19 protein-coding genes are annotated in these 19963 nt (G+C 71.2%); 11 read left to right on the top strand and 8 right to left on the bottom strand.

Annotated elements, in window-relative coordinates; genetic code table 11:
- Positions 1 to 309 precede the first annotated feature (309 nt).
- Positions 310 to 1005, top strand: coding sequence for an RNase H family protein (locus tag ACZ63D_RS41120; RefSeq protein WP_465359747.1), 696 nt, complete (start codon positions 310 to 312; stop codon positions 1003 to 1005).
- 4 nt (positions 1006 to 1009) lie between these two features.
- Here ACZ63D_RS41120 and ACZ63D_RS41115 read toward each other — a convergent pair whose 3' ends face one another.
- The gene (locus ACZ63D_RS41115; protein ID WP_465359746.1) at positions 1010 to 1840 is read right to left on the bottom strand and encodes a YwqG family protein; all 831 of its coding nucleotides are present in this window, start codon (positions 1838 to 1840) and stop codon (positions 1010 to 1012) included.
- Positions 1841 to 1918: 78 nt separating this feature from the next.
- Between ACZ63D_RS41115 and ACZ63D_RS41110 the strand changes: the two genes are divergently transcribed.
- Positions 1919 to 2596 (top strand): MBL fold metallo-hydrolase, encoded by a 678-nt coding sequence (locus ACZ63D_RS41110; RefSeq protein WP_465359786.1) that lies wholly within the window; start codon positions 1919 to 1921, stop codon positions 2594 to 2596.
- 306 nt (positions 2597 to 2902) lie between these two features.
- Here the strand turns inward: ACZ63D_RS41110 and ACZ63D_RS41105 are convergent, their stop codons facing one another.
- Positions 2903 to 4021, bottom strand: coding sequence for a hypothetical protein (locus tag ACZ63D_RS41105; RefSeq protein WP_465359745.1), 1119 nt, complete (start codon positions 4019 to 4021; stop codon positions 2903 to 2905).
- Between the two features lie 159 nt (positions 4022 to 4180).
- Between ACZ63D_RS41105 and ACZ63D_RS41100 the strand changes: the two genes are divergently transcribed.
- Positions 4181 to 4834 (top strand): histidine phosphatase family protein, encoded by a 654-nt coding sequence (locus ACZ63D_RS41100; RefSeq protein ID WP_465359744.1) that lies wholly within the window; start codon positions 4181 to 4183, stop codon positions 4832 to 4834.
- Between the two features lie 46 nt (positions 4835 to 4880).
- Here ACZ63D_RS41100 and ACZ63D_RS41095 read toward each other — a convergent pair whose 3' ends face one another.
- A complete protein-coding gene (locus ACZ63D_RS41095; protein ID WP_465359743.1) occupies positions 4881 to 5666 on the bottom strand; it encodes a DUF1684 domain-containing protein in 786 nt (261 codons plus the stop codon).
- 91 nt (positions 5667 to 5757) lie between these two features.
- Here ACZ63D_RS41095 and rnhA point away from each other — a divergent pair, with 91 nt between their 5' ends.
- From rnhA to ACZ63D_RS41075, 4 genes are all read left to right on the top strand, one after another.
- A complete protein-coding gene (gene rnhA / locus ACZ63D_RS41090) occupies positions 5758 to 6237 on the top strand; it encodes a ribonuclease HI (protein ID WP_037818141.1) in 480 nt (159 codons plus the stop codon).
- Between the two features lie 141 nt (positions 6238 to 6378).
- Positions 6379 to 6732, top strand: coding sequence for a DUF1801 domain-containing protein (locus tag ACZ63D_RS41085; protein WP_465359742.1), 354 nt, complete (start codon positions 6379 to 6381; stop codon positions 6730 to 6732).
- Complete coding sequence (locus ACZ63D_RS41080; RefSeq protein WP_465359741.1) at positions 6729 to 7103, top strand: YchJ family protein; 375 nt, start codon at positions 6729 to 6731, stop codon at positions 7101 to 7103. The genes ACZ63D_RS41085 and ACZ63D_RS41080 overlap by 4 nt, the downstream gene beginning before the upstream one ends.
- Before the next feature lie 155 nt (positions 7104 to 7258).
- Positions 7259 to 9898, top strand: a complete 2640-nt coding sequence (locus tag ACZ63D_RS41075) for a glycoside hydrolase family 2 protein (RefSeq protein ID WP_465359785.1) — start codon at positions 7259 to 7261, stop codon at positions 9896 to 9898.
- A gap of 27 nt (positions 9899 to 9925) precedes the next feature.
- Here the strand turns inward: ACZ63D_RS41075 and ACZ63D_RS41070 are convergent, their stop codons facing one another.
- Positions 9926 to 11335: a carboxylesterase/lipase family protein gene (locus ACZ63D_RS41070; protein WP_465359740.1), complete on the bottom strand. Its 1410-nt coding sequence runs from the start codon at positions 11333 to 11335 to the stop codon at positions 9926 to 9928.
- 60 nt (positions 11336 to 11395) lie between these two features.
- Here ACZ63D_RS41070 and ACZ63D_RS41065 point away from each other — a divergent pair, with 60 nt between their 5' ends.
- Complete coding sequence (locus ACZ63D_RS41065; protein WP_465359739.1) at positions 11396 to 13273, top strand: Na+/H+ antiporter; 1878 nt, start codon at positions 11396 to 11398, stop codon at positions 13271 to 13273.
- 18 nt (positions 13274 to 13291) lie between these two features.
- Positions 13292 to 13978 (top strand): histidine phosphatase family protein, encoded by a 687-nt coding sequence (locus ACZ63D_RS41060; protein WP_465359738.1) that lies wholly within the window; start codon positions 13292 to 13294, stop codon positions 13976 to 13978.
- Here ACZ63D_RS41060 and ACZ63D_RS41055 read toward each other — a convergent pair.
- The 3 genes from ACZ63D_RS41055 to ACZ63D_RS41045 form a co-directional block, all read right to left on the bottom strand.
- Positions 13954 to 14724, bottom strand: a complete 771-nt coding sequence (locus tag ACZ63D_RS41055; RefSeq protein WP_465359737.1) for an ABC transporter permease — start codon at positions 14722 to 14724, stop codon at positions 13954 to 13956. The two genes, ACZ63D_RS41060 and ACZ63D_RS41055, sit on opposite strands and share 25 nt — an antisense overlap.
- A gap of 573 nt (positions 14725 to 15297) precedes the next feature.
- On the bottom strand, positions 15298 to 15795 hold the full coding sequence (locus tag ACZ63D_RS41050; RefSeq protein ID WP_465359736.1) for an MmpS family transport accessory protein: 498 nt from the start codon (positions 15793 to 15795) through the stop codon (positions 15298 to 15300).
- A 198-nt stretch (positions 15796 to 15993) separates the two neighbouring features.
- Positions 15994 to 16392 (bottom strand): NUDIX hydrolase, encoded by a 399-nt coding sequence (locus tag ACZ63D_RS41045; protein WP_465359735.1) that lies wholly within the window; start codon positions 16390 to 16392, stop codon positions 15994 to 15996.
- A gap of 39 nt (positions 16393 to 16431) precedes the next feature.
- Between ACZ63D_RS41045 and ACZ63D_RS41040 the strand changes: the two genes are divergently transcribed.
- Complete coding sequence (locus ACZ63D_RS41040) at positions 16432 to 17211, top strand: DUF6597 domain-containing transcriptional factor (RefSeq protein ID WP_465359734.1); 780 nt, start codon at positions 16432 to 16434, stop codon at positions 17209 to 17211.
- 1 nt (position 17212) lies between these two features.
- Here ACZ63D_RS41040 and ACZ63D_RS41035 read toward each other — a convergent pair whose 3' ends face one another.
- Complete coding sequence (locus ACZ63D_RS41035) at positions 17213 to 18691, bottom strand: FGGY-family carbohydrate kinase (RefSeq protein ID WP_465359733.1); 1479 nt, start codon at positions 18689 to 18691, stop codon at positions 17213 to 17215.
- A 92-nt stretch (positions 18692 to 18783) separates the two neighbouring features.
- Here ACZ63D_RS41035 and ACZ63D_RS41030 point away from each other — a divergent pair, with 92 nt between their 5' ends.
- Positions 18784 to 19761 (top strand): LacI family DNA-binding transcriptional regulator, encoded by a 978-nt coding sequence (locus ACZ63D_RS41030; protein WP_465359732.1) that lies wholly within the window; start codon positions 18784 to 18786, stop codon positions 19759 to 19761.
- Positions 19762 to 19963 lie beyond the last annotated feature (202 nt).

Here is a 19963-nt window from a genome sequence, read left to right as displayed (position 1 = left end):
GCCCGCCGGGAGATCCGGTGCCGGCGGACGTGCCCAGGGTAGGGACGACCACCGACAAAAACCGGACCGCACGTGTTCTGCCTGGGCTTTTCCGCTCTCCGGGGGCCGGGGGAAGCGGCCCGCGGCGGGGTCGCCGGACGCTGTCGGAGGCCCCGCGCGGCAGAGCGGATGCGCGGGCTGGCCCGGTTCCACGATACAGGTCGGCGAAGGCTGCCCGGCCCGGGTGCACGGCCCCCGGGAACCGGCGCGCGGCAGGGCGTTCCGGCGGGTTTTCCGCGGCGCGGGGCGCGCGGCCGATACGTTCGGGGGGTGGCGAGCGACGAAGCCGGAGCAGTGCGGATCTACGCGGCGGGGCGAGGCGGCGGCAACCCGGGACCGGGCGGCTGGTCTGTGTTGCTGGCCTACGGCGAGCATCGGAAAACCCTCACCGGCGGGGCGGCGGACACGACTGCCGAGCGGATGGCGCTGACGGCCGCGATCGAAGCGCTCGAAAGCTTGAAAAGGCCGGTCCGCGTGCACCTCTACAGCGACAGCGAGCATCTGCGCGCCGCGCTGGAGGGCCAGGGTCCGGACGACCTTCTTCCCCGGCTCCGCACGAGCGCCGCCCGCCACCAGGTCACCTGGCGGGCGGCCGAGGACCCGGCGGCCCGCGCCCAGCTCGCCGAACTGGCCGGCCTCGCGACGGCGGCCCGCCCCAGCGGACGGCCGCCCGCGACGCCGGAAGACGACGAATGCCGCCACGGCATGACCAAGGCCTACTGCGCCGACTGCCGCCAGCTCGACACGGGCGTCCTGCCGACCGGCTATCGCACGGCGGGCGGCAGCGCCTACCACAACGACGCGGATTGCTACTGGCTGCGCAGGGGCCAGCAGCGGCAGGAGCGGATGGGCCGCGATACGCACGAGATCGTCCGGATCGCCTGGGCGTCGGTGATCCCGGGCGAACTCGAACCGTGCGAGCACTGCTGCACGACGGAATGGCTGAACCGGCATCGGCGCGGCTGACCCGTCACCCGGACTGCATGACGCACCGGGCCCGGTCGAACCGGCCGGCGGCGAGGTCGTCCTCGCGGATCAGCCAGTACAGGACGCCCACGTCGCCCCAGTTCAGGCCCGCGTCGCCGTCGCTGTCGATCTGCGCGAGCAGGACCCAGCGCAGCGCCTCGTCGGCGAGGTCCGATTCGGACGCTTCCTCCGGCAGGACCGCCGCGGCGACCTCGTCCTCCGGCGGCCCCTGGACCGGCCAGGAACAACCCCCGATCTGGTGATACGGCGCGGCCGACGACTCCCGGAGCAGGTCGTAGAACTGCTCTGACCAGTTGTCCGGATCGGAGAGCGGGAGCCCGTCGCGGGCGAGCGTGCGGCGCAGCACCTCCTGCTGGGAGTTCGGGAAAGTGCCCGTGATCTCCGCGAACACCTCCAGCCGCGGATAAACCTCGACCCCCTCCGGCGCGGCCCGTTCGGCGGTCTCGGCGCCGGCCGGGACGACCACGACCCCGCCAAGCGCGGTCAGATCGACCGGCCCCTCCGCCTCGAACCAGTCGTCGCAGTAGAAGAACAGCAGCGAACCCGACGCGGGCAGCTCGATCCCGCCCGGCACCCGGGGCAGCGCCGCGCAGTCGATCGAGGCGACGAAGTTCATCGGCAGCTCGTCCCGCCACACCGGCCATTCCCCGTCGGCCGGCAGCGCGGGGTTCCCGCCGAGACAGCCGACGCGCGCGCCGTTCCCGGCGGTGGTGAGCCGCACCGCGGGCCGGAACAGGGTTTCCCACGCCTCGGCCACGTCCGGCGGCAGGTTCTCGCGCGCCAGTTTGGCGAGCGGGTCGATCCAAGAGGTCATGGGAAGATCTTGACAGCAGGCACCGACAAAAACGGCCGCGTGGCCGCCGCGCGGGTGATCCGGCTACCGTGGGGCCTCGTGAACATCGCCGACACTTACACCGGGCACGTCGAACCGGGCGGCGACGCCGCCCGCCGGACGCTGGACGGACTCACCATCACCAAGCTCTCCGTTGGCCCGATGGACAACAACGCGTACCTGCTCGTCTGCCGCCAGGAAAACGAAGCCCTCCTGATCGACGCGGCCAACGACCCGGAACGCATCTCCGACCTGATCGGCCACGGCCCCGACCGGCCCGCGCTGCGCACCGTCGTGACGACCCACCAGCACCAGGACCACTGGCAAGCGCTGGGCGCGGTCGCCGGAGCGAACGGCGCGAACACCGCGGCGCACCCGCTGGACGCGGACCCGCTCCCGGTGCCCCCGGACTTCCTGGTCGAACACGGAGACACGCTGAAGGTCGGCGCGGTGACGCTGGAGGTGATCCACCTGCGCGGCCACACGCCCGGGTCGATCGCGCTGCTGTACCGGGATCCTTCCGGCCACCCGCACTTGTTCACCGGCGATTCGCTGTTCCCGGGCGGGGTGGGGAAGACTTCGTCGCCGGAGAACTTCACGTCGCTGCTGAACGACGTGGAGACGCGGATCTTCGGCGAACTGCCGGACGACACGTGGTTCTATCCGGGGCACGGGGACGACTCGACGCTGGGCGAGCAGCGGCCGCATCTGGCGGAGTGGCGCGAACGCGGCTGGTGAGCTGTACCGAGCAGGGGAAGCGCGCGGCGCCGATCTGCTAAAGATCGGCGCGGCGCTCGCCCAGGCAACTGCGAAGCATGGGCTGCGACCACGCGAGTCCACGACGGCGAAAAAGATGCCACTGGTCGAACTCGGGCAACTCGGCCCGAAAGCTGAGCTCAGCATCGAGCACAGTGGAAACGCTTATGCCGCAATGGCCTTAAGCGTCTCGACCACAGTCAGCCTCGTTGAGGCGGAACGGGTGCCGGACCGACTTCGCGCTGCCCTCGGCTCAGCGGGAATCTCGCCTGTCCCCAGTCCGGCCGATCACCGTCGGCGGCGGAACAACCCCCGGCGTTTCGGCGGGGCCAGCATGTCCTCGAGTTCCAGCAGGAAAGCCCTCTCGTCTACCGGCACGCCCTCCCGCCGGGGCACGTACCCGCTCGCCAGCCACTCCCCCAGCAATGCCGTCCGCCCGGTGCCCCTGCCCTCGTTAGCCAGCGTGAAGAAGCGGCAGACGGACGAGCCGGCGGGGAGCACGATCGCCGCGAAATAGGACTCGGCGGGTTCGATCGCGCCCGCGAAGGCGACCAGGAGCAGTTCGTGCCCGGCGATTTCCGTCAGCCGGCCGTGCGGGACGTCCAGCGGGCGGCGATGCTCGGCCGACAGGTAGGCGCCGATGTCCGCCCAGCCTTTCGCCAGGAATTCATTGGGGGTCTGGTTACCTTCCCGCATCCCGGAAAGCAGGAGGGGGCCGTAATCCAGGGCGGCCGTTCCCAGCACGCGGGTCACGAACACGAAATTGTGCGGTTCCTGCGGCACCGACGGGTCGTCGGCGAGCGGGCCCTCCTCCGCGTCGGCGGCTACCTCGGCCGACGAACGGAAGCGGATCTCGTCGCCCTGCTGGACGGTCAACTGGGTCATTTCCCCGGCGCGCCACAGGTAAACGTGCGGCGACAGCACGCGCGAGCCTTCGACGTACAGTTCGGCCGCGCGTGCGGCCACCCCGGTCAGCGTACCGAGCGACCCCTCCGCCTGCGGGAAGAACAGCAAATGCCGGTCCGTGGGAATGGCACACACCAAGCCGTCGGGCGGCACGTCCTTTCCGGTCAGTTTCCGGTACAGCTGGTCGAAAACGAGCACCTGGCTGGCGATGGACCCGGATTCGCCGGCGAGCAGATGAAACGCGCCGCCGTCGGGGACGTGCACGATTTCGTGCCGTTCGACCGGCAGGGCGGCGAGGTTCCGTTCCGCTTGTTCCAGCGGGGTGCCCAGGGAATCGTCGATCGAACGGGTCAGGTACTCCCCGTCCACGTCCGTGCCCGGCGGCACCTCGAACGTCACCACCGCGTACAGGCCGGGCGCGAACTCGGGCCCGGCGGCGCCGGGGGCCAGGAATCCGGCCGGGACGAGCCGGAGCGTCAACTCGCCGTGCACCGCTGTCATCCGCCCTGCTTTCCGTGCGATTCGTCCCGGTCGACCGGGATGATACGGAAAATCCCCAGCCCCGCGACGGGAATTCGGCCGTCGTCGCGCCCGGAGCATTGCCGCATGGCGCGGTACCCGGTACGACACAGCAAAGTCAACTCGGAGTCGGGAGACGGCATGACAGGTCAGGTGTGGTCGCGGCGGACGCTGCTCGGCGGCGCGGCGGGCAGTGCGGCGCTCTTCATCGCCGGCTGCGCGGCGAGTCAGGGCTCCCGGGCCGCCGCCGCACCGGCGCCGGGCGCGCGGGTGATGATCATCCGGCACGGCGAGAAACCCGCCGGATCGAGCGGACCGCAGGGCATCGACGTGAACGGCGACGCCGACTCGCATTCGCTGACCGTCCGCGGCTGGACCCGGGCCGACGCGCTCGTCGAACTGTTCGCCCCCGCGGCCGGCGCGCTCCGCGACGGGCTGGCCCGTCCGACGGCCGTCTACGCCGCGGGCGGGGACGGCGGCGAGGGCACTCGCCCGCGCGAAACCGCCACGCCGCTGGCCGAACGGCTCGGCACGAAGCTGACCACGACCTATGCGAAAGGCAGCGAATCCCAGCTCGCCGCCGAGGTCTCGCGCCGCGCCGAGCCGACGCTGATCAGCTGGCAGCACGAGGAAATCCCGGCACTGGCCGCCGCGTTCGGTGCGACCGCGCCGAAGAAGTGGCCGGACGACCGCTTCGACCTGGTGTGGGTCCTCGCTCCGGCCGGATCCGGCTGGACCCTCGCTCAGGTGCCGCAACTGCTGCTGGCCGGGGACAGCGCCGAGCCGATCCAGTGACGCCAGCCCGCGTGCCCGGCGGCGACCGGGCACGCGGACCCCAACCTCACTGCCGCTCGTAAGGAATCTTCTCCCCCGCCTCCACCGCGAACGGCAGGTGATTCCCCTCCGGCGGCAACGGGCAGGTGGCGAAATCCGTGAACGCGCACGGCAGATTCACCGCCCGGTTGAAGTCCAACGTCACCGTTCCGTCGGCGGCGGCCTCGGCGACCGGCAGGGAACGGTTCGCGGCATACGTGGTCACGCCGCTGGTCGCGTCGGTGAAGAGAATGCTGTACCCGCCAGTCTTCCCGTTGAACGCGGTGAGCGTGTGCTCCGCCCCGTCACGCTCGAAGACAACTCGTCCAGGCGCGGTGTACACATGCGACAGTCCTTCCACCACCGCACCCACCGTCGTCGGACGCGGTTCGTCGAACGGTTCGAAACGACCGGTCAGGACCCACGCCGGGTCGGGGTCGTAGGCGGGGACGCCGTGGAAGTCGCGCAGCACCGGGGCTTTCGGGTCGTGCACGCGGATCAAGTAACCCGACCGGCGGGCGATCTCGATTTCCACCGCGCCCGCGGTCACCCGGGTGCCCGGGCCGCTGTTCACCAGCTCGAAACGGTGGACATCGGTCAGCAAAACACCTTCGTGCCGCAGCTCCCCGCCGTCCGGATCGACGTAGGCGGCCTCCGCGTCCTGCCACCAGCGGCCAGGCAGGCCGGGATAGGTCCGCGGCGAATCCTCGAGCCAGTCGAGAGACACCAGCGCCAGCCAGCCGTACGGATCGGCCAGCGTCTTTTCCCGCTCCGCCTTCCAGTCCTGCCACGCCTGCGCGAACTCCACTGCCATGTCCGGGCCCCTTCCGTTCGTGTGCCGGGCACAACGCCGGGCCCGGCAGGGCATTCCGGGTCCCAGCATGCGAAACGGTAGGGTCGCCCGGGTGGCGGAGCAGACGGAACAAGCGGTGGAGATCTACACCGACGGCGCGTGCAGCGGCAATCCCGGGCCGGGCGGCTGGGGCGCGCTGCTGCGCTACGGCAAGCACGAGCGCGAGCTGTACGGAGCCGAGGACACCGTCACGACCAACAACCGCATGGAGCTGATGGCTCCGATCCGCGCGCTGGAGAGCCTCACCCGTGCGTCCGTGGTGCGGATCTACACCGACAGCACGTACGTTCGCAACGGCATCCTGCAGTGGATGCCGCGCTGGAAGAAGAACGGCTGGCAGACGCAGGCGAAGCAGCCGGTCAAGAACGCCGACCTCTGGCAGCGCCTCGACACCGCCTGCCAGCAGCACGAGGTCGAGTGGCTGTGGGTCAAGGGCCACGCCGGGCTTCCGGAGAACGAGCGCGCGGACAAGCTCGCGGTCAAGGGATCGCAGGAGGCCGCCGCGGCCGGGGTGCGCCGAGCCCGCGGCTGAGGGGAAACCGCGCGCGGGACAAGCGGTACCGGATCGGCAAATCGGGCGTCCAGACGAGCCCACCGACAAGAAAATTCTTCTTGACAAGAAGAACCATCGGAAGGCAAGCTCGGCAGCATCAAAAGCCGAGAGGACCAAGCCATGCCGAAGTTCACGACCATCGCCGAATACGTCGCCGCCCAGCCCGAACCGCTCCGCGAGATCTACGCCGCCCTCCTGCCCGTGCTCGACGACGCGATGCCAGCACCTGCCGCGCTCTACCACGGCGCGCCCACCTGGAAAGCGGGCAAAAACCCGGTCTGCCTCGCGAAGGCGTACGGCTCGTACGTGACGCTCGCGTTCTGGCGCGGTCAGCTGATCAACGGCGGCGGCCTCGAACCGAGCGCCCGCGAGATGGCGCACGTGAAGCTGCGCAGCGCCGGGGATGTCGACGCCCAACAGATCGCCGCCTGGGTGCGGCAGGCTCTCGCACTGGAGACAGAATCAGCGGCGTGACGAAACCCTGCCCCTGCGGACTCCCCGAGCCCTACGCCGACTGCTGCGGCCGGTTCCACCGAGGCGACCAGCACGCCCCGACGGCCGAGCGGCTGATGCGGTCCCGCTACTGCGCCTTCGCCGTCGGGGAGCCCGGTTACCTGCTCGACACCTGGCATCCGGACACCCGCCCGAAGCGGCTGCGGCTCGACCCCGCCCAGAAGTGGACACGGCTGGAGATCCTCGGCCAGACCGGCGGCTCACTGCTGCAGAACGAAGGCACCGTCGAGTTCCGCGCGCACTACCGTCACCGCGGCCACGACGAGTCGCAGCACGAGAACAGCCGCTTCGTCCGCGAGGACGGCCGCTGGTACTACGTCGACGCGCTCTGACCGCCAGGGGAAAATCGGGCGAAAAGACCCCGGCGAGCCCTGTTCCCGGACGCTCCGGGCGGCTACCATCACCGGCAATCGTTAAGGAGCTTTACTAACAATCGCCGCCGCCAGGAGCCCGAGGAGGACCGCTCGTGACCCCACGCCGGCCAAGAATGCCCGGACGGCTGTTAGCAGTCGCCGCCCTGACCGCCGCGCTGATCCCCGGAGTCGCCGGGGCCGCTTCGGCCGGGCCGGAACCCGGCCAGGCCGCCATTCCCGGCTATCTGATCCAGTCCTCGGCCAAGGTGGCCGATGACGCCTCGGTGTCGAAGCCCGGCTTCGACGCGAAGGGCTGGTACCCGGTCGGCTCGCAGTCGACGGTGTACGCCGGGCTGCTCGCCAACGGCCGCTACTCCGACCCGTTCTACTCCACGAACATGAAGAACGTGCCGACCGCGGACTTCAAGGTCCCGTGGTGGTACCGGGCCGACATCAAGGTCGCCGACCCGTCCCAGCGCACCTACCTCGACGTCAGCGGCGTGCTGTCCAAGGCCGACGTCTGGGTCAACGGCACCCGGGTCGCCACCAAGGACGAGGTCAACGGCCCCTACACCCGGCACGACCTCGACGTGACCAAGCAGGTGCACGAGGGCGTCAACAGCGTCGCGTTCAAGGTCTACCCGAACGACCCGAACAACGACCTGTCGATGGGCTGGATCGACTGGGCGCAGACCCCGCCGGACCAGAACATGGGGCTCGCGCGCGAGATCGTCGTGCGGCACAGCGGGCCGGTCGCGCTCCGCGGCGCGCACGTGGTCACGAAGCTGAACGTGCCCGCGCTCGACCACGCCGACCTCACCGCTAAGGCCGACGTCCGCAACGACTCCGACGCGCCGGTGCGCGCCACGGTGTCCGGCACCGTCGCGGGCAAGCCGGTGAGCCAGGACGTTCCCCTCGCCGCGCACGAAAAGAAGACGGTCGCCTTCCCGGTGATCGGCGTCGACAAGCCGCAGGTGTGGTGGCCCGCCGGCATGGGCGGGCAGCCGATGCAGCAGCTGGACCTCACCGCGAGCGTCAGCGGGACCACGTCCGACGCGAGCCACTCCAGCTTCGGCATCCGCGACGTCAAGGCCCCGCTCAACTCCAGCGGCGGGCGGCAGTACGTCGTCAACGGCAAGCCGCTGATGATCAAGGGCGGCGGCTGGTCCCCCGACCTGCTGCTGCGCTGGGACGCGGGCCGGGCGGCGGACAAGCTCGCCTACGTCAAGAACCTCGGCCTCAACACCGTCCGGCTCGAGGGCCACATCGAACCCGACGCGTTCTTCGACCTCGCGGACCGGATGGGCGTGCTGACCATGCCCGGCTGGGAATGCTGCGACAAGTGGGAAGGCCAGGTCAACGGCGACGAGAAGGGCGAGCCGTGGACCGAGGCGGACTACCCGGTCGCCAAGGCGTCGATGACCGCCGAGGCCGAGCGGCTGCGCGACCACCCGAGCGTGCTGTCCTTCCACATCGGCAGCGACTTCGCGCCCGACGCGCGGATCGAAAAGGGCTACCTGGACGCGTTGTCCGCGGCGGACTGGCCCGCCGCGGTGATCTCCGCGGCCTCGGCCAAGGCGTCGCCGAAGCTCGGCCCGTCCGGGATGAAGATGAACGGCCCGTACGACTACGTCCCGCCGAACTACTGGTACGACAAGGCGCACAAGGACGCGGGCGGCGCGTGGAACTTCAACTCCGAGACCAGCGCCGGGCCGGACATCCCGACGATGGACACGCTCAAGCGGATGATGACGCCCGCCGAGCTGGAAACGCTCTGGAAGAACCCGGCCGCGCCGCAGTACCACCGCTCCGAGTCGGAGACCTTCGCCAACCTGAAGCTCTTCGGCGACGCGCTGGCCGGCCGCTACGGCAAGCCGGCCAGCCTGGACGATTTCGTCCGCAAGGCGCAGCTGGCGCAGTACGAGAACGTCCGCGCGGAGTTCGAATCGCACTCCCGCAACTTCACCGATTCGAAGGACCCCTCGACCGGGCTCATCTACTGGATGCTCAACAGCGGCTGGACGTCGCTGCACTGGCAGCTGTTCGACGCCTACCTCGACCAGAACGGCTCCTACTTCGGCGCCAAGAAGGCGAACGAGCCGCTGCACATCCAGTACTCCTACGACACCAAGTCGGCTGAGGTGGTCAACTCCACCACGAAGAAGGCGTCCGGGCTGACCGCCAGCGTCGAGCTGTACAACACCGACGGCACGAAGAAGTTCTCGAAGACCAAGACGGACCTGTCGGTCAACGGCGGCGGCGCGCACGCGAAGGCGCTCGACATCGGTTCGGTGAGCGGGCTTTCGTCCACTTACCTGGCGAAGCTGGTGCTCACGGACTCGGCGGGCAAGGAGGTCAGCCGGAACGTGTACTGGCTGTCCACCAAGGACGACAAGCTCAACTGGAGCAAGTCGGACTGGTACTACACGCCGACGTCGTCGTACGCCGACCTGTCCGGGCTGTCGAAGCTGGGCGCGGCGAAGGTGGGCGCCACGGCGACTTCCGCACCGGGTCCGGACGGCACCACGGTCACCACGGTGAAGCTCACCAACACCTCGTCGGGCAAGACCCCGGCGTTCATGGTGGACACGCACATGGTGGACAGCACGGGCACGCCGGTGCTGCCGGTGTCCTGGTCGGACAACCAGGTCAGCCTGTGGCCGGGCGAATCGGTGACGCTCACCGCCACCTACCGCACGGCCGACCTGCACGGTTCGGCTCCGTCGGTGCGGGTCGCGGGCTGGAACACCGGCACGCAAACCGTCCGCGGCTGAGCAGGTGGGACTAGCGGGTCCGGCCCGCTAGTCCCACAACCGCCGCTGCTCCGCGTCCGGATCGGACACCGTCGTGCTGACGTCGTCGAACACCCGCGTCACCCGGCCCTGCGGCTCATACGCCGCCCACCCCGGATCGCCGGTCGCCACGAACCGGACCCACGTTGCGAACATCTCCTTCGCCATCGCCCGCAGCCGCTCCGGATCGGGGCGGGCGATGGCGAACAGGAATCGCCAGTTCGGGTTGTGGACGTCGTCGAACACGAACGGCAGGTCCACCCCGTGCGCCGCGCCGAGGCCCTTCCCGCGCGGCGCGATCCGCCAGTCCAGCCGGTACATCCAGGCCGTGCCGCCCGCCGCGTGCTGGGATTCGGCGAGCCGGATCGACGGCAGCCACCAGTCCCCCGCCGTCCGGACGCGGTTCGCCAGCTGGTCTTCCGGCCAATCCGGCAGCAGCTCCCGGTACGCCTCGGTCATCCGCGCGATGACGTCCGGTTCGAGCATCGTCGAGCCGGTGCCGAGCAGTTTCGCGCCGCCGGTTTGCAGCCAGGAGAACAGATCCTGCTCGTCCGCCGTCGTGCCGGTGAGGATCCGGATCTCCCTCGCCGCGCCGTCCGCGACCGCTTCACCGGGCCGCCGCGGCAGAAGCTCCCCGCCGACCACGACCCGGTACGGCACCATGGTGCCGAGCTGAGCGGTCACCCGTTGCTGCGCGGTCAAAATCTCCGTGACCGGCAGTGCGGACAGATCGGCGCCTTCCAGCTCCTCCAGCACCGCCTCGCCGACGTCCTCCGCCTCGGCCGGAGTGTGCACGACGGAACCGACGCCGGTGCCGCTCTGCACGATCGCCTGGCTGAACAGCCCGCGCGCCCCCGGAACCGCCAGCAAGGTTCCGACCGTCCGGCCGCCGTTGGACTGCCCGGCGAGCGTGACGCGCCGCGGGTCGCCACCGAAAGCGGCCACGTTGTCGCGGACCCATTCCAGCGCCAGCACTTGGTCTCGCAGCGAGAGATTCCCCTCGGAAACCCCGGGCAACCGGAGCAAGCCGAGCACTCCGAGCCGGTACCCGACGGTCACGACGACCACGCCGTGGCGGGCGTACGCGGAGGCGTCGAACTGATGCGGCGCACCGATCACTCCGCCGCCACCGTGGATCCACACCAGCACCGGGTACAAGCCGGGCGCTTCGGGCGCGTACACGTTGACATACAGGCAGTCCTCGTCGCCGACGAAGCGCTTCCCGGTCACGTCGGGCTGCGGGGATTTGCCGGCGAACTCCGTCGCGTCGCGCACCCCGGTCCAGGACGCCACTGGCACCGGCGGCCGGAACCGCAGCTCCCCCACCGGCGGTTCCGCGAACGGCACCCCCAGGAAAACCCCCGCGCCGTCCCGAACCTCGCCGCGGACCGCACCGGCCCGCGTCTCCACCGTCGTCACGAACGGCAGCCTAACGGCGGCCCCCGCGCGTGCTCCGGGGCCGCGGGTGATGATTGTCCGGTGGAAATCGCAGCGGAATTGGTGGCGCTGGTCCTGACGGTGCTCCTGGTGACCGTCGTCGCGCGCCGGATGGACTGGTCCGCGCCGCTGTGCCTGGTCGCGGTCGGCGTCGCGGTCTCGTTCGTCCCTGGGGTGCCGCAGTACGAACTGGACCCGGAGATCGTCCTCATCGGACTGCTGCCGCCGTTGCTGTACTCGGCGTCGATCCAGACGTCGCTGATCGCGTTCCGCAAGCTGCGCGGGCCGATCGCGCTGCTGTCGGTCGGGCTGGTGGTGTTCACCGCCTTCGGCGTCGGGCTGGTCGCCTGGCTGGTCGTGCCGGGATTGCCGCTGGCGGCCGGGATCGCGCTGGGCGCGGTCGTCGCGCCGCCGGACGCGGTGGCGGCCAGCGTGGTCGCGCGGCGGGTCGGGATGCCGCGCAAGCTGGTCCGGCTGCTGGAGGGGGAAAGCCTCTTCAACGACGCCGCCGCGCTCGTCGCCCTGCGGACCGCGATCGCGGCGATCGCCGGAGCGGTCAGCCTGTGGCAGGTCGGTCTCGACTTCCTGCTCGCGGCCGTCGGCGGGATCGTCGTGGGTTTCGTCGTCGGGCTGATCGTGACGTACGTGCGCGCGAAGCTGGAAGACACGATCACCGACACCGCTCTGTCGTTCGCGGTCCCCTTCGCGGCGTACCTGCTCGCCGAAGCGGTGCACGGCTCCGGCGTGCTGGCGGTGGTCGTCACCGGGCTGATCCAGGGACACCAGACGCCGCGGATCCAGTCCGGGCCGTCCCGGCTGGCCAGCAGGCTCAACTGGGAGACCGTCCAGTTCCTGCTGGAGAACATGGTCTTCCTGCTGATCGGCCTGCAGGTGCGGGGAATCCTGCACGAAGTCGGCAAGAGCGGGCTGTCGCTGTGGCAGCTCGTCGGGATCTGCGCCGCGGTGCTCGCCGCGACGATCCTCACCCGGATGCTCTGGATGGTCGGGATCGGCGTGGTGAAACGCCTCCTGAACACCCTGGGCCTGGAACGCGGCAAGGTGTGGCCGTGGCGTTATTCGGCGGTGATCGCCTGGGCCGGGATGCGCGGCGTGGTCACCCTCGCCGCGGCGTTCGTGCTGCCCGCGGACACGCCGCAGCGCGCGGTGCTCGTGCTGGCCGCGGTCGTCGTGGTGGCCGGGACGCTCGTGGTGCAGGGCACTACGCTGCCGCCGCTGATCCGTCGGTTGCGGCTGCCCCGGCCGGACCCGGCGGAGGACGCGCTGCAGGAAGCCGCCGTGCTGCACGACATGACCCGGGCCGCGCTCTCGAAACTCGAAGAACTGCGCCGTCCGGAAGATCCGCCCGAGGTGATCGAGCGGCTGCGCGACCGGCTGCACGGCCGGTCCAACGCCGCGTGGGAACAGCTCGGCCGGCAAAGCACGCTCGCCGAAACCCCCAGCGACGCCTACCGTCGGCTGCGCGTGCAACTGCTGGAAGCCGAACGCGAAGTGTTCTTGAAGGCGCGCGACCGCGGCACCGCCGACGACGCCGTGCTGCGGCGGGTGCTGGCCCGGCTCGACATCGAAGAATCCATGCTCGACCGTGACGAGGAGGAACCCCCGGTGGCCGAACGCGAACTCAGCACCCCCGCCGCCACGGCCGGGTCGTGCAAGCACCTCAACCACGAATGGCCGGACAAGGAGCCCAGCTCCCGGGACTCCTGCGCCGAATGCGTCGAAGCCGGGATGACGTGGGTGCACCTGCGGATGTGCCTCAAATGCGGGCACGTCGCCTGCTGCGATTCGTCGCCGGGCAAGCACGCCACGCAGCACTTCCACGAAACGCTGCACCCGGTGATGCGCAGCTTCGAGCCGGGCGAGACGTGGCGATGGTGCTTCGTGGACAAACAGCTTGGCTGAACCGGTTAGGGTCGGGGCATGAGCACGCCCGAACAGGAAGTCGAGTACCGCCAGCACCGTTTCAGCCCGCCCTCGGGCGCCACCGAGATTTTCTTGGTGCGCCACGGGGAATCGATGCCGCAACGGCTCAGCGAGCCGTTCGATCTCGTCGACGGCCAAGCCGACCCGGACCTCGCGCCGGAAGGCCGCGACCACGCCGTGCGCGTAGGCGAACGGCTGGCGTCCGAACGCATCGAAGCGCTGTACGTGACCACCTTGCGGCGCACCGCACAGACCGCGGCGCCGCTGGCGGAGAAGCTCGGCCTCACCCCGGCCGTCGAGCCGGATCTGCGCGAGATCCACCTCGGCGAATGGGAAAACGGGCTATTCCGCAAGCACACCGCGGAAGGGCATCCGCTCGCGCAGAAGCTGTGGGAGCAGCAGCGATGGGACGTTCTGCCCGGCGCGGAATCCGACGAAGCGTTCGGCCTCCGGATCCGGGCCGCGCTCACGCGCATCGCCGCCGCGCACCCGGACCAGCGAGTCGCGGTGTTCACCCACGGCGGCGTGATCGGCGAGGTCTTCGCGCAGGCGAGCCGCGCACTGGAGCGGTTCGCGTTCCTGGGCGCGGACAACGGATCGATCTCGCATCTCGTCGTGCACGGCGAGAACTGGCTGATCCGCGGCTTCAACGACCGCTCTCACCTGGCGGCCCCGCTCGGCTGAGCCCGCTCGTCGCGGCGGAGGAATCCCGCCGCGACGAGCTGCACCGTCACCAGCACCGCGATCGCCTCCGCGGCCAGCAGCCCAAGCAGCACCAGTATTTGCGTCGTCCCGGCCTGCAGCGGGCTCGCGCCGCCGAGCAGGACGCCGACGTACGCGCCCGGCAACGTCACCAGCCCGACCGTCCGGGTCTGATCGAGCGCCGGGATCAGCGCGTGTCCCGCCGACGGACGGCAGATCTCCAGCGCGGCGTGCCGCGGCAGAAATCCCAGCGCGAGCGCGGCTTCGTACTCGCCATGGCGTTGCTTGAGCTCGTCGAGGGCACGACGGGCCGCCTGCGAGGTCGCGGTCATCGAACCGCCGATCACGATCCCCGCAACTGGCACAACGGAGATCGGCTTCGCCGGGACGACCCCGGAACCCAGCACCAGCCCCAGCACCGGAATCACGCCGGACGCCAGCGACAGCGCGACCCACCCGATCCGCCGCGGCGCCCCGATCCGGCTGGCGGAGGTCGCGGCGGCGACGGAAAACATCGCGACCACGAACAGGCCGGTCAGCCAGCCCGAACGCAGGACGGCCGTGATGACCAGCGAGACGAGCGCGAGCTGCGCGACCGCGCGGACGGCCGCGACGAGCACCGCCCGGCCCTGCCCGAGCTGCCCGAACCGGACGACGGCCGCGCCCGCGAGCGCCAGCACCGCGAGCACGGCGATCAGCGCTGGCCCGACTCCGATCGCACCGTTCACGGCGGTGATCCTGCCGCAGGCCAGGCTGCCGCGCCCCCTCGCCGTGCACTCGCCACCGTGGCGCAGCACGCGAGTGCGCGGCCGACAGGGCAGGGGGTTTCTCTGCCGACGCGCCCGGCCGGTGGGGCTGAGGTCCGTCAGGGGCAACAACCCGGCTGCCCAGCACACCAGCCGGAGTGCCGCGCAGCCGCATCAGAGCGCGGCGCGGAGGCGGCGGAAGCGGCAGCGCGGAGACGGCGGCGCCCCTAGCCGCGCACCCGCCACCGTGGCGCGCTCCAGCACGCGAGTGCACGACCAACAGGGCAGGGGGTTTCTCTGCCGACGCGCCCGACCGGTGAGGCTGAGGTCCGTCAGGGGCCACCCGGCTGCCCAGCACTCCAGCCGCAGTGCCGCGCAGCCGCATCAGAGCGCGGCGCGGAAGCGGCGGCGCCCCTAGCCGCGCACCCGCCACCGTGGCGGGCTCCAGCACGCGAGTGCACGGGTTCTTCTCCGCCGACGCACCCGCCCGGTGGGCTGAGCTCCGTGAGGGGAACCTCGCGGACTTCTGCGAAGCGAAGCCCGCGAGCGCGGGAGTCAGGCGCTGCAGCTGAGCTGCCGCCCCTCCCCCGCCACCGATTTCTCGGCGACCACGTGCCCGTCCACCCGGATCCGGCACAGCAGGTCCCCGGTGCTCTGCGCGACCAGGCTGCTGAACACCGGCTGCTCGGAGGGAGCCTTGCGCTGCACCGTCACCGACCAGGGCAGCCGCACCTCGGCCTGCTGCTCGAGGTCGCCGCCGGTCGCGACGTAGGTGAGGTTGCGCGCGACGTCCCCGCCGGTCAGTTCGTAGACGACCGTGCGGGTCACCTCGCGCGCGCTCGCCGGTTCGACGGTCACCGAGGACACCGGCGGCCCTGACGGCACCGACGCGGCCGGAGCGGGCCGGCCCGGAGTCGCTTTCGGCATGACGTACCACGCGACAGTGACCGCGACGGCGATGACGCCGACCACGACCACCGCGCTTCCGAGCGGCCGCAGCCTGCCCGTATCCCCCCGAACCGCCGTGGGCCGGGTCGCGCCAGGAACACCCATGGAGAGGACTTCTCTTCTCGAGCGCACTTCCCGCGAGTGCGACGTCTGGTTCTTCGCCAGACCGTTACGCGGCGTTAGCCAACCTGAGAAAATTGGCTTCATTTCACCCTTACGGGGGTAGCCGGGGCTCGCACGTGAGCGCGATCACCACGCACGATGCAGATAACGCTCGCGCACTCCCCCGCTAGCCCTGGGTGATCAGTCGACGAGCCCGGCCTCGGCCAGCATCCGCAGCACGCGCTGGCCGGCGGGCGGGCAGGCGGCGGCGTCCGCGGCGCGCAGCCAGGCGGCCTCGGCGATCTCGGCCGACGGCTCCGGTTCGCCGGTGTGGTCGGCGGTGTAGCAGGTCATCCGGACGCGGCGGCCGTCGGCGAATCCGTCGGCCTGCTCGTCGAGCAGCGCGAAGAACCGGAAGCTCAGCGGGTCGAGCGTGACGCCCAGTTCCTCGCGGATCTCCCGGCACAGGCCCTCGACGTCGCCCTCGCCGGGTTCGCGCTTGCCGCCGGGGAGATAGAACTTTTCCTTGCCGGTGGTGCGGACGGACAGCAGCCGCCGGTCCCGCACGTGGACCCAGGCCAGGGCGTCGATCGGGGTCATGGCCGCCATTTTGTCGTACCCGCGGGGCATGATCGCGGGGTGTACTCGGAAAGCCCGCCGCCGGACTCGCTGCGGCGCCTCGTGCGCTGCCGCTGGGAGTCGGCCGAGCCCGGCCCGAAGCGGATCGTCCCGGACGGCTGCGTGGATCTCGTCGCCGACGCCGGCCAGGTCTTCGTGGCCGGGCCGGACACGAAGGCGTGGACGTCGGTCTTCCCGCCCGGCGCCCGGGTGCGCGGCCTGCGCTTCCGGCCGGGAGCGGCAGCCGCGCTGCTCGGCGTGGGCGCGGACGAACTGCGCGACAGCCGGGTCCCGCTGGCGGACCTGGGGAACCGCCGCGGCGCGAGCCTCGCCGACGAAATCCTCAGCGGCCGCGATCTCGGCGACGCGATGGCCGGCCTCGTGGCGGAACGGGCGGCGGTCGCGGATCCGGTCGTGGACCCCGTGGTGGAGCGGATGCTGGCGCGGCTCGCCGCCGAGGCCGCTTGGGCCGCGCACGATCGACCGGCGCACCCAGGTACCGCGGGACTTCCAGCGGACCTGCGCGCTCGACCCGCACCGCATCGGGCACAATCCGCGCGGCATCCAGCGGGAACCGGCCGGAGCGAACGGCAGGCGCGCCGGTTGTTCACCCTCGCGGTCGGCTACGGACCGGCCACCTACCGGCGAATCCTGCGCCTCCAGCGAGCCATCGCCCTGGCGCCCACCGCCGCGACCCTCGCCGAACTGGCCGTCGCGGCGGGGTATGCCGATCAGCCGCACCTCACCCGCGAATGCCGGGCTCTCACCGGCCTCACCCCGGGCGCTTACTTCGCCCGATGACTCACTCGGCCGCCGAATCCTGTTGCCGCGCAAGGAAATGCGCGGTCTCCACCGTCGCCGGATACAACGCCCGGTAGTGCGCGTAGAACTCGTCGTACCGATCCGCCCGCGCCGGGTCCGGCTGGATCACCTCGGCCACTGGGTTCCACGCGTCGATGTCCGGCTCCAGCCCGATCGCCACCGCCGCCAGATACGCGTCGCCGAAGCACGCGCCCACCGTTTCCGTCGGAAGATGCTGCGGCGTCCGGGTCACGTCGCTGACGATCCCGGTCCACACCCGCCCCTGCGTGCCGCCGCCGACCGCGACCAGCCGGCGCGCGGGCGAGCCCATCGCGGAGAGGTTGTGCCGCACGCCGTAAGCCGTGCCCTCCAGCGCCGCGCGGTACAGCTCGGCCCGGCCGTGCGAGGTGGTCAGCCCGGCGATCACCCCGCGCGCCAGCGGGTCCGGCACCGGAGTCCGTTCGCCCGCGAAGTACGGCAGCATCAGCAATCCGCGGCTTCCGGCCGGAACCGCCCCGGCCGAAGAGACCAGTTCGGCGAAATCACCGTCGAAGAGCTCCCGCAGCCAGTCGGTGATCGCGCCGGACGTCGCCATTCCCGCGGCCAGCGAATAACTGCCCGGGAAAACCCCGCGCGTCGCCCACAAACCGGGCACCGGCCGGGCCTCGGCGGCGGCCTGGACGAGGAACATCGTGGTGCCGTACATGACCATCGTGTCGCCGGGGTCGCGCACGCCCGCGCTGGTCGCTTCGGCCCACGCGTCGATCGTGCCGCAGGTGACCGGCAGTCCGGCCGGCAATCCGGTCTCGGCGGCGGCCTGAGCGGTGACCGTGCCAGCGACCTCGGTCGGCCAGGCGAGCCGCGGCAGATCGATCCCCGGCGCGACGAGCGCGGCCCAGTCCTGCGCCCACTCGCCCGCGCGGAGGTCGTACATCGGGTCGCACTGGCTGGCCGAATGGTGGTCGAGCACGTATTCGCCGGTCAGCCGCCGCACGAGGTAGGAGCTCGCCATCAGGAACTGCCGGGCCCGCCCGGCGACCTCCGGCTCGTGCCGGTACAGCCACCGCCACTTCGGACCGACCGCCTGGCTCGACAGCGCGCTGCCGCAGCGCTCCACAATGGACTCTTCGCCGAGTTCGGCGGTCAGCTCGGCGATTTCCGCGCCGGCCCGGGTGTCGACGCCGTACAGGATCGCCGGGCGCAGCGGGCGGCCGTCGGCGTCGGCGGGCAGCAGAACCGGGCCGATGCCGCTCACCGCGAGCCCGGCCGGTTTCTCGCCGCCGGCCAGCAAATCGCGCACCAGCTGGGTGAACCCGGCCCACCACACGGTTTCGGCGTCGTGCTCGAACCAGCCAGGCCGCGGGCGGGAGGTGCTGTGCGGGCGGGCGGCGCGCGCCAGTACAGTGCCGTCCGCACCTACGAGGACGCCTTTCGAACTGGACGTGCCGATGTCGATGCCGAGCAACGGGCCCGGTCGCATCCCAGCACCCCCGGCAATCGGACGGTAAACGATTACCGGGACGGTATTCTGCGGTCACCGGAGTGTCAAGGAAGCCAGGACGAGGAGGCACGGTGGCCACGATCAGCGACGTCGCCGCCAGGGCGGGCGTCTCGACCGCCACGGTGTCGCGGACCCTGAACGGCAAGTCCACCGTGGATCCCGAGCTGGCCGCCCGCGTGCTCGAGGCCGCCGAGGAGCTCGGCTATCACCCGAACGGACTGGCCCGGAACCTGCGCCGCCAGGAAACCGCGGTGCTCGCGCTGATCATCTCCGACGTCGAGAACCCGTTCTTCACCTCGATCGCGCGCGGGGTCGAGGATCTCGCGCAGGTGTCGGGGTATTCGGTCGTGCTCTGCAATTCCGACGAGAACGAGGACAAGGAACGCCGGTACCTCGACGTCGCGCTGCAGGAACGCGTCGCGGGCGTGCTGCTGTCCCCCACCGGGCCGGCCACGAACGTCACGCGCCTGCGCCGGCTCGGCACGCCGGTGGTCGCGGTCGACCGGCCGCTGCCCGGCACCGACGGCGACCAGGTGCTCGTCGACACCCGCCGCGCCGCCCGGCAGGCGGCCCGGCACCTCGTCGCGAACGGCTACCGGCGGGTGGCGTGCCTGACCGGTCCGTCCGGCGTGCGTACCGCCGACGACCGGCTGTCCGGCTACTTCGACGCGGTCGGCGAGGAGAACGCGGTCTTCCGCCGCGCCGAGTACCGCGCGGAAGGCGCGCGCCGCGCCGCCGGGGACCTGCTGGACCAGCCGGAGCCGCCGGACGCGCTGCTGATCGCCAACAGCACGATGGCGATCGGGGTCCTGGAGGCGCTCGCGGAGCGGAACCTGCGGTCCGGGCGCGACATCGGCATCGTCTCGTTCGACGACGCGCCGTGGACGACGTTGATCGATCCGCCGCTGACCGTCGTGGCGCAGCCCGCGTACGAAATCGGCCGGGTCGCCGCGCAACTGCTGCTCGCCCGCATCGCCGACAGCACCCGCGAACCGGTCACCAAGACCTTGGACGCGCAGCTGATCGAACGGCAGAGCTCGCACCGCTGACCGACCGTTCAGCAGCAGCGTCCCGGGCAAACTCGCGCGGTGAACGCGTCCGCGGTGGCAGGCGAACGGCGAGGGAAACGACGTGGGGGGGGGGGGGGGGGGGGGGGGGGGGGGGGGAAAGGGGAGGCCACCCCCCCCCCCCCCCCCCCCCCCCCCTAGAAGAAGAGAGAAAGGGAGACCAACAAGGAGGGGAAAAAAACAG

The sequence above is a fragment of the Amycolatopsis sp. NPDC104775 genome (assembly GCF_055583325.1).
This window is presented reverse-complemented; position numbering and strand designations above follow the sequence as displayed.

Coding starts and splice junctions, on each gene's coding strand:
- ACZ63D_RS41115 (WP_465359746.1), bottom strand. CDS start 1,840: ATGACCTCTTGGATCGACCCGCTCGCCAAACTGGCGCGCGAGAACCTG.
- ACZ63D_RS41105 (WP_465359745.1), bottom strand. CDS start 4,021: ATGACAGCGGTGCACGGCGAGTTGACGCTCCGGCTCGTCCCGGCCGGA.
- ACZ63D_RS41100 (WP_465359744.1), top strand. CDS start 4,181: ATGACAGGTCAGGTGTGGTCGCGGCGGACGCTGCTCGGCGGCGCGGCG.
- ACZ63D_RS41095 (WP_465359743.1), bottom strand. CDS start 5,666: ATGGCAGTGGAGTTCGCGCAGGCGTGGCAGGACTGGAAGGCGGAGCGG.
- ACZ63D_RS41085 (WP_465359742.1), top strand. CDS start 6,379: ATGCCGAAGTTCACGACCATCGCCGAATACGTCGCCGCCCAGCCCGAA.
- ACZ63D_RS41075 (WP_465359785.1), top strand. CDS start 7,259: ATGCCCGGACGGCTGTTAGCAGTCGCCGCCCTGACCGCCGCGCTGATC.
- ACZ63D_RS41060 (WP_465359738.1), top strand. CDS start 13,292: ATGAGCACGCCCGAACAGGAAGTCGAGTACCGCCAGCACCGTTTCAGC.
- ACZ63D_RS41050 (WP_465359736.1), bottom strand. CDS start 15,795: ATGGGTGTTCCTGGCGCGACCCGGCCCACGGCGGTTCGGGGGGATACG.
- ACZ63D_RS41045 (WP_465359735.1), bottom strand. CDS start 16,392: ATGACCCCGATCGACGCCCTGGCCTGGGTCCACGTGCGGGACCGGCGG.
- ACZ63D_RS41035 (WP_465359733.1), bottom strand. CDS start 18,691: ATGCGACCGGGCCCGTTGCTCGGCATCGACATCGGCACGTCCAGTTCG.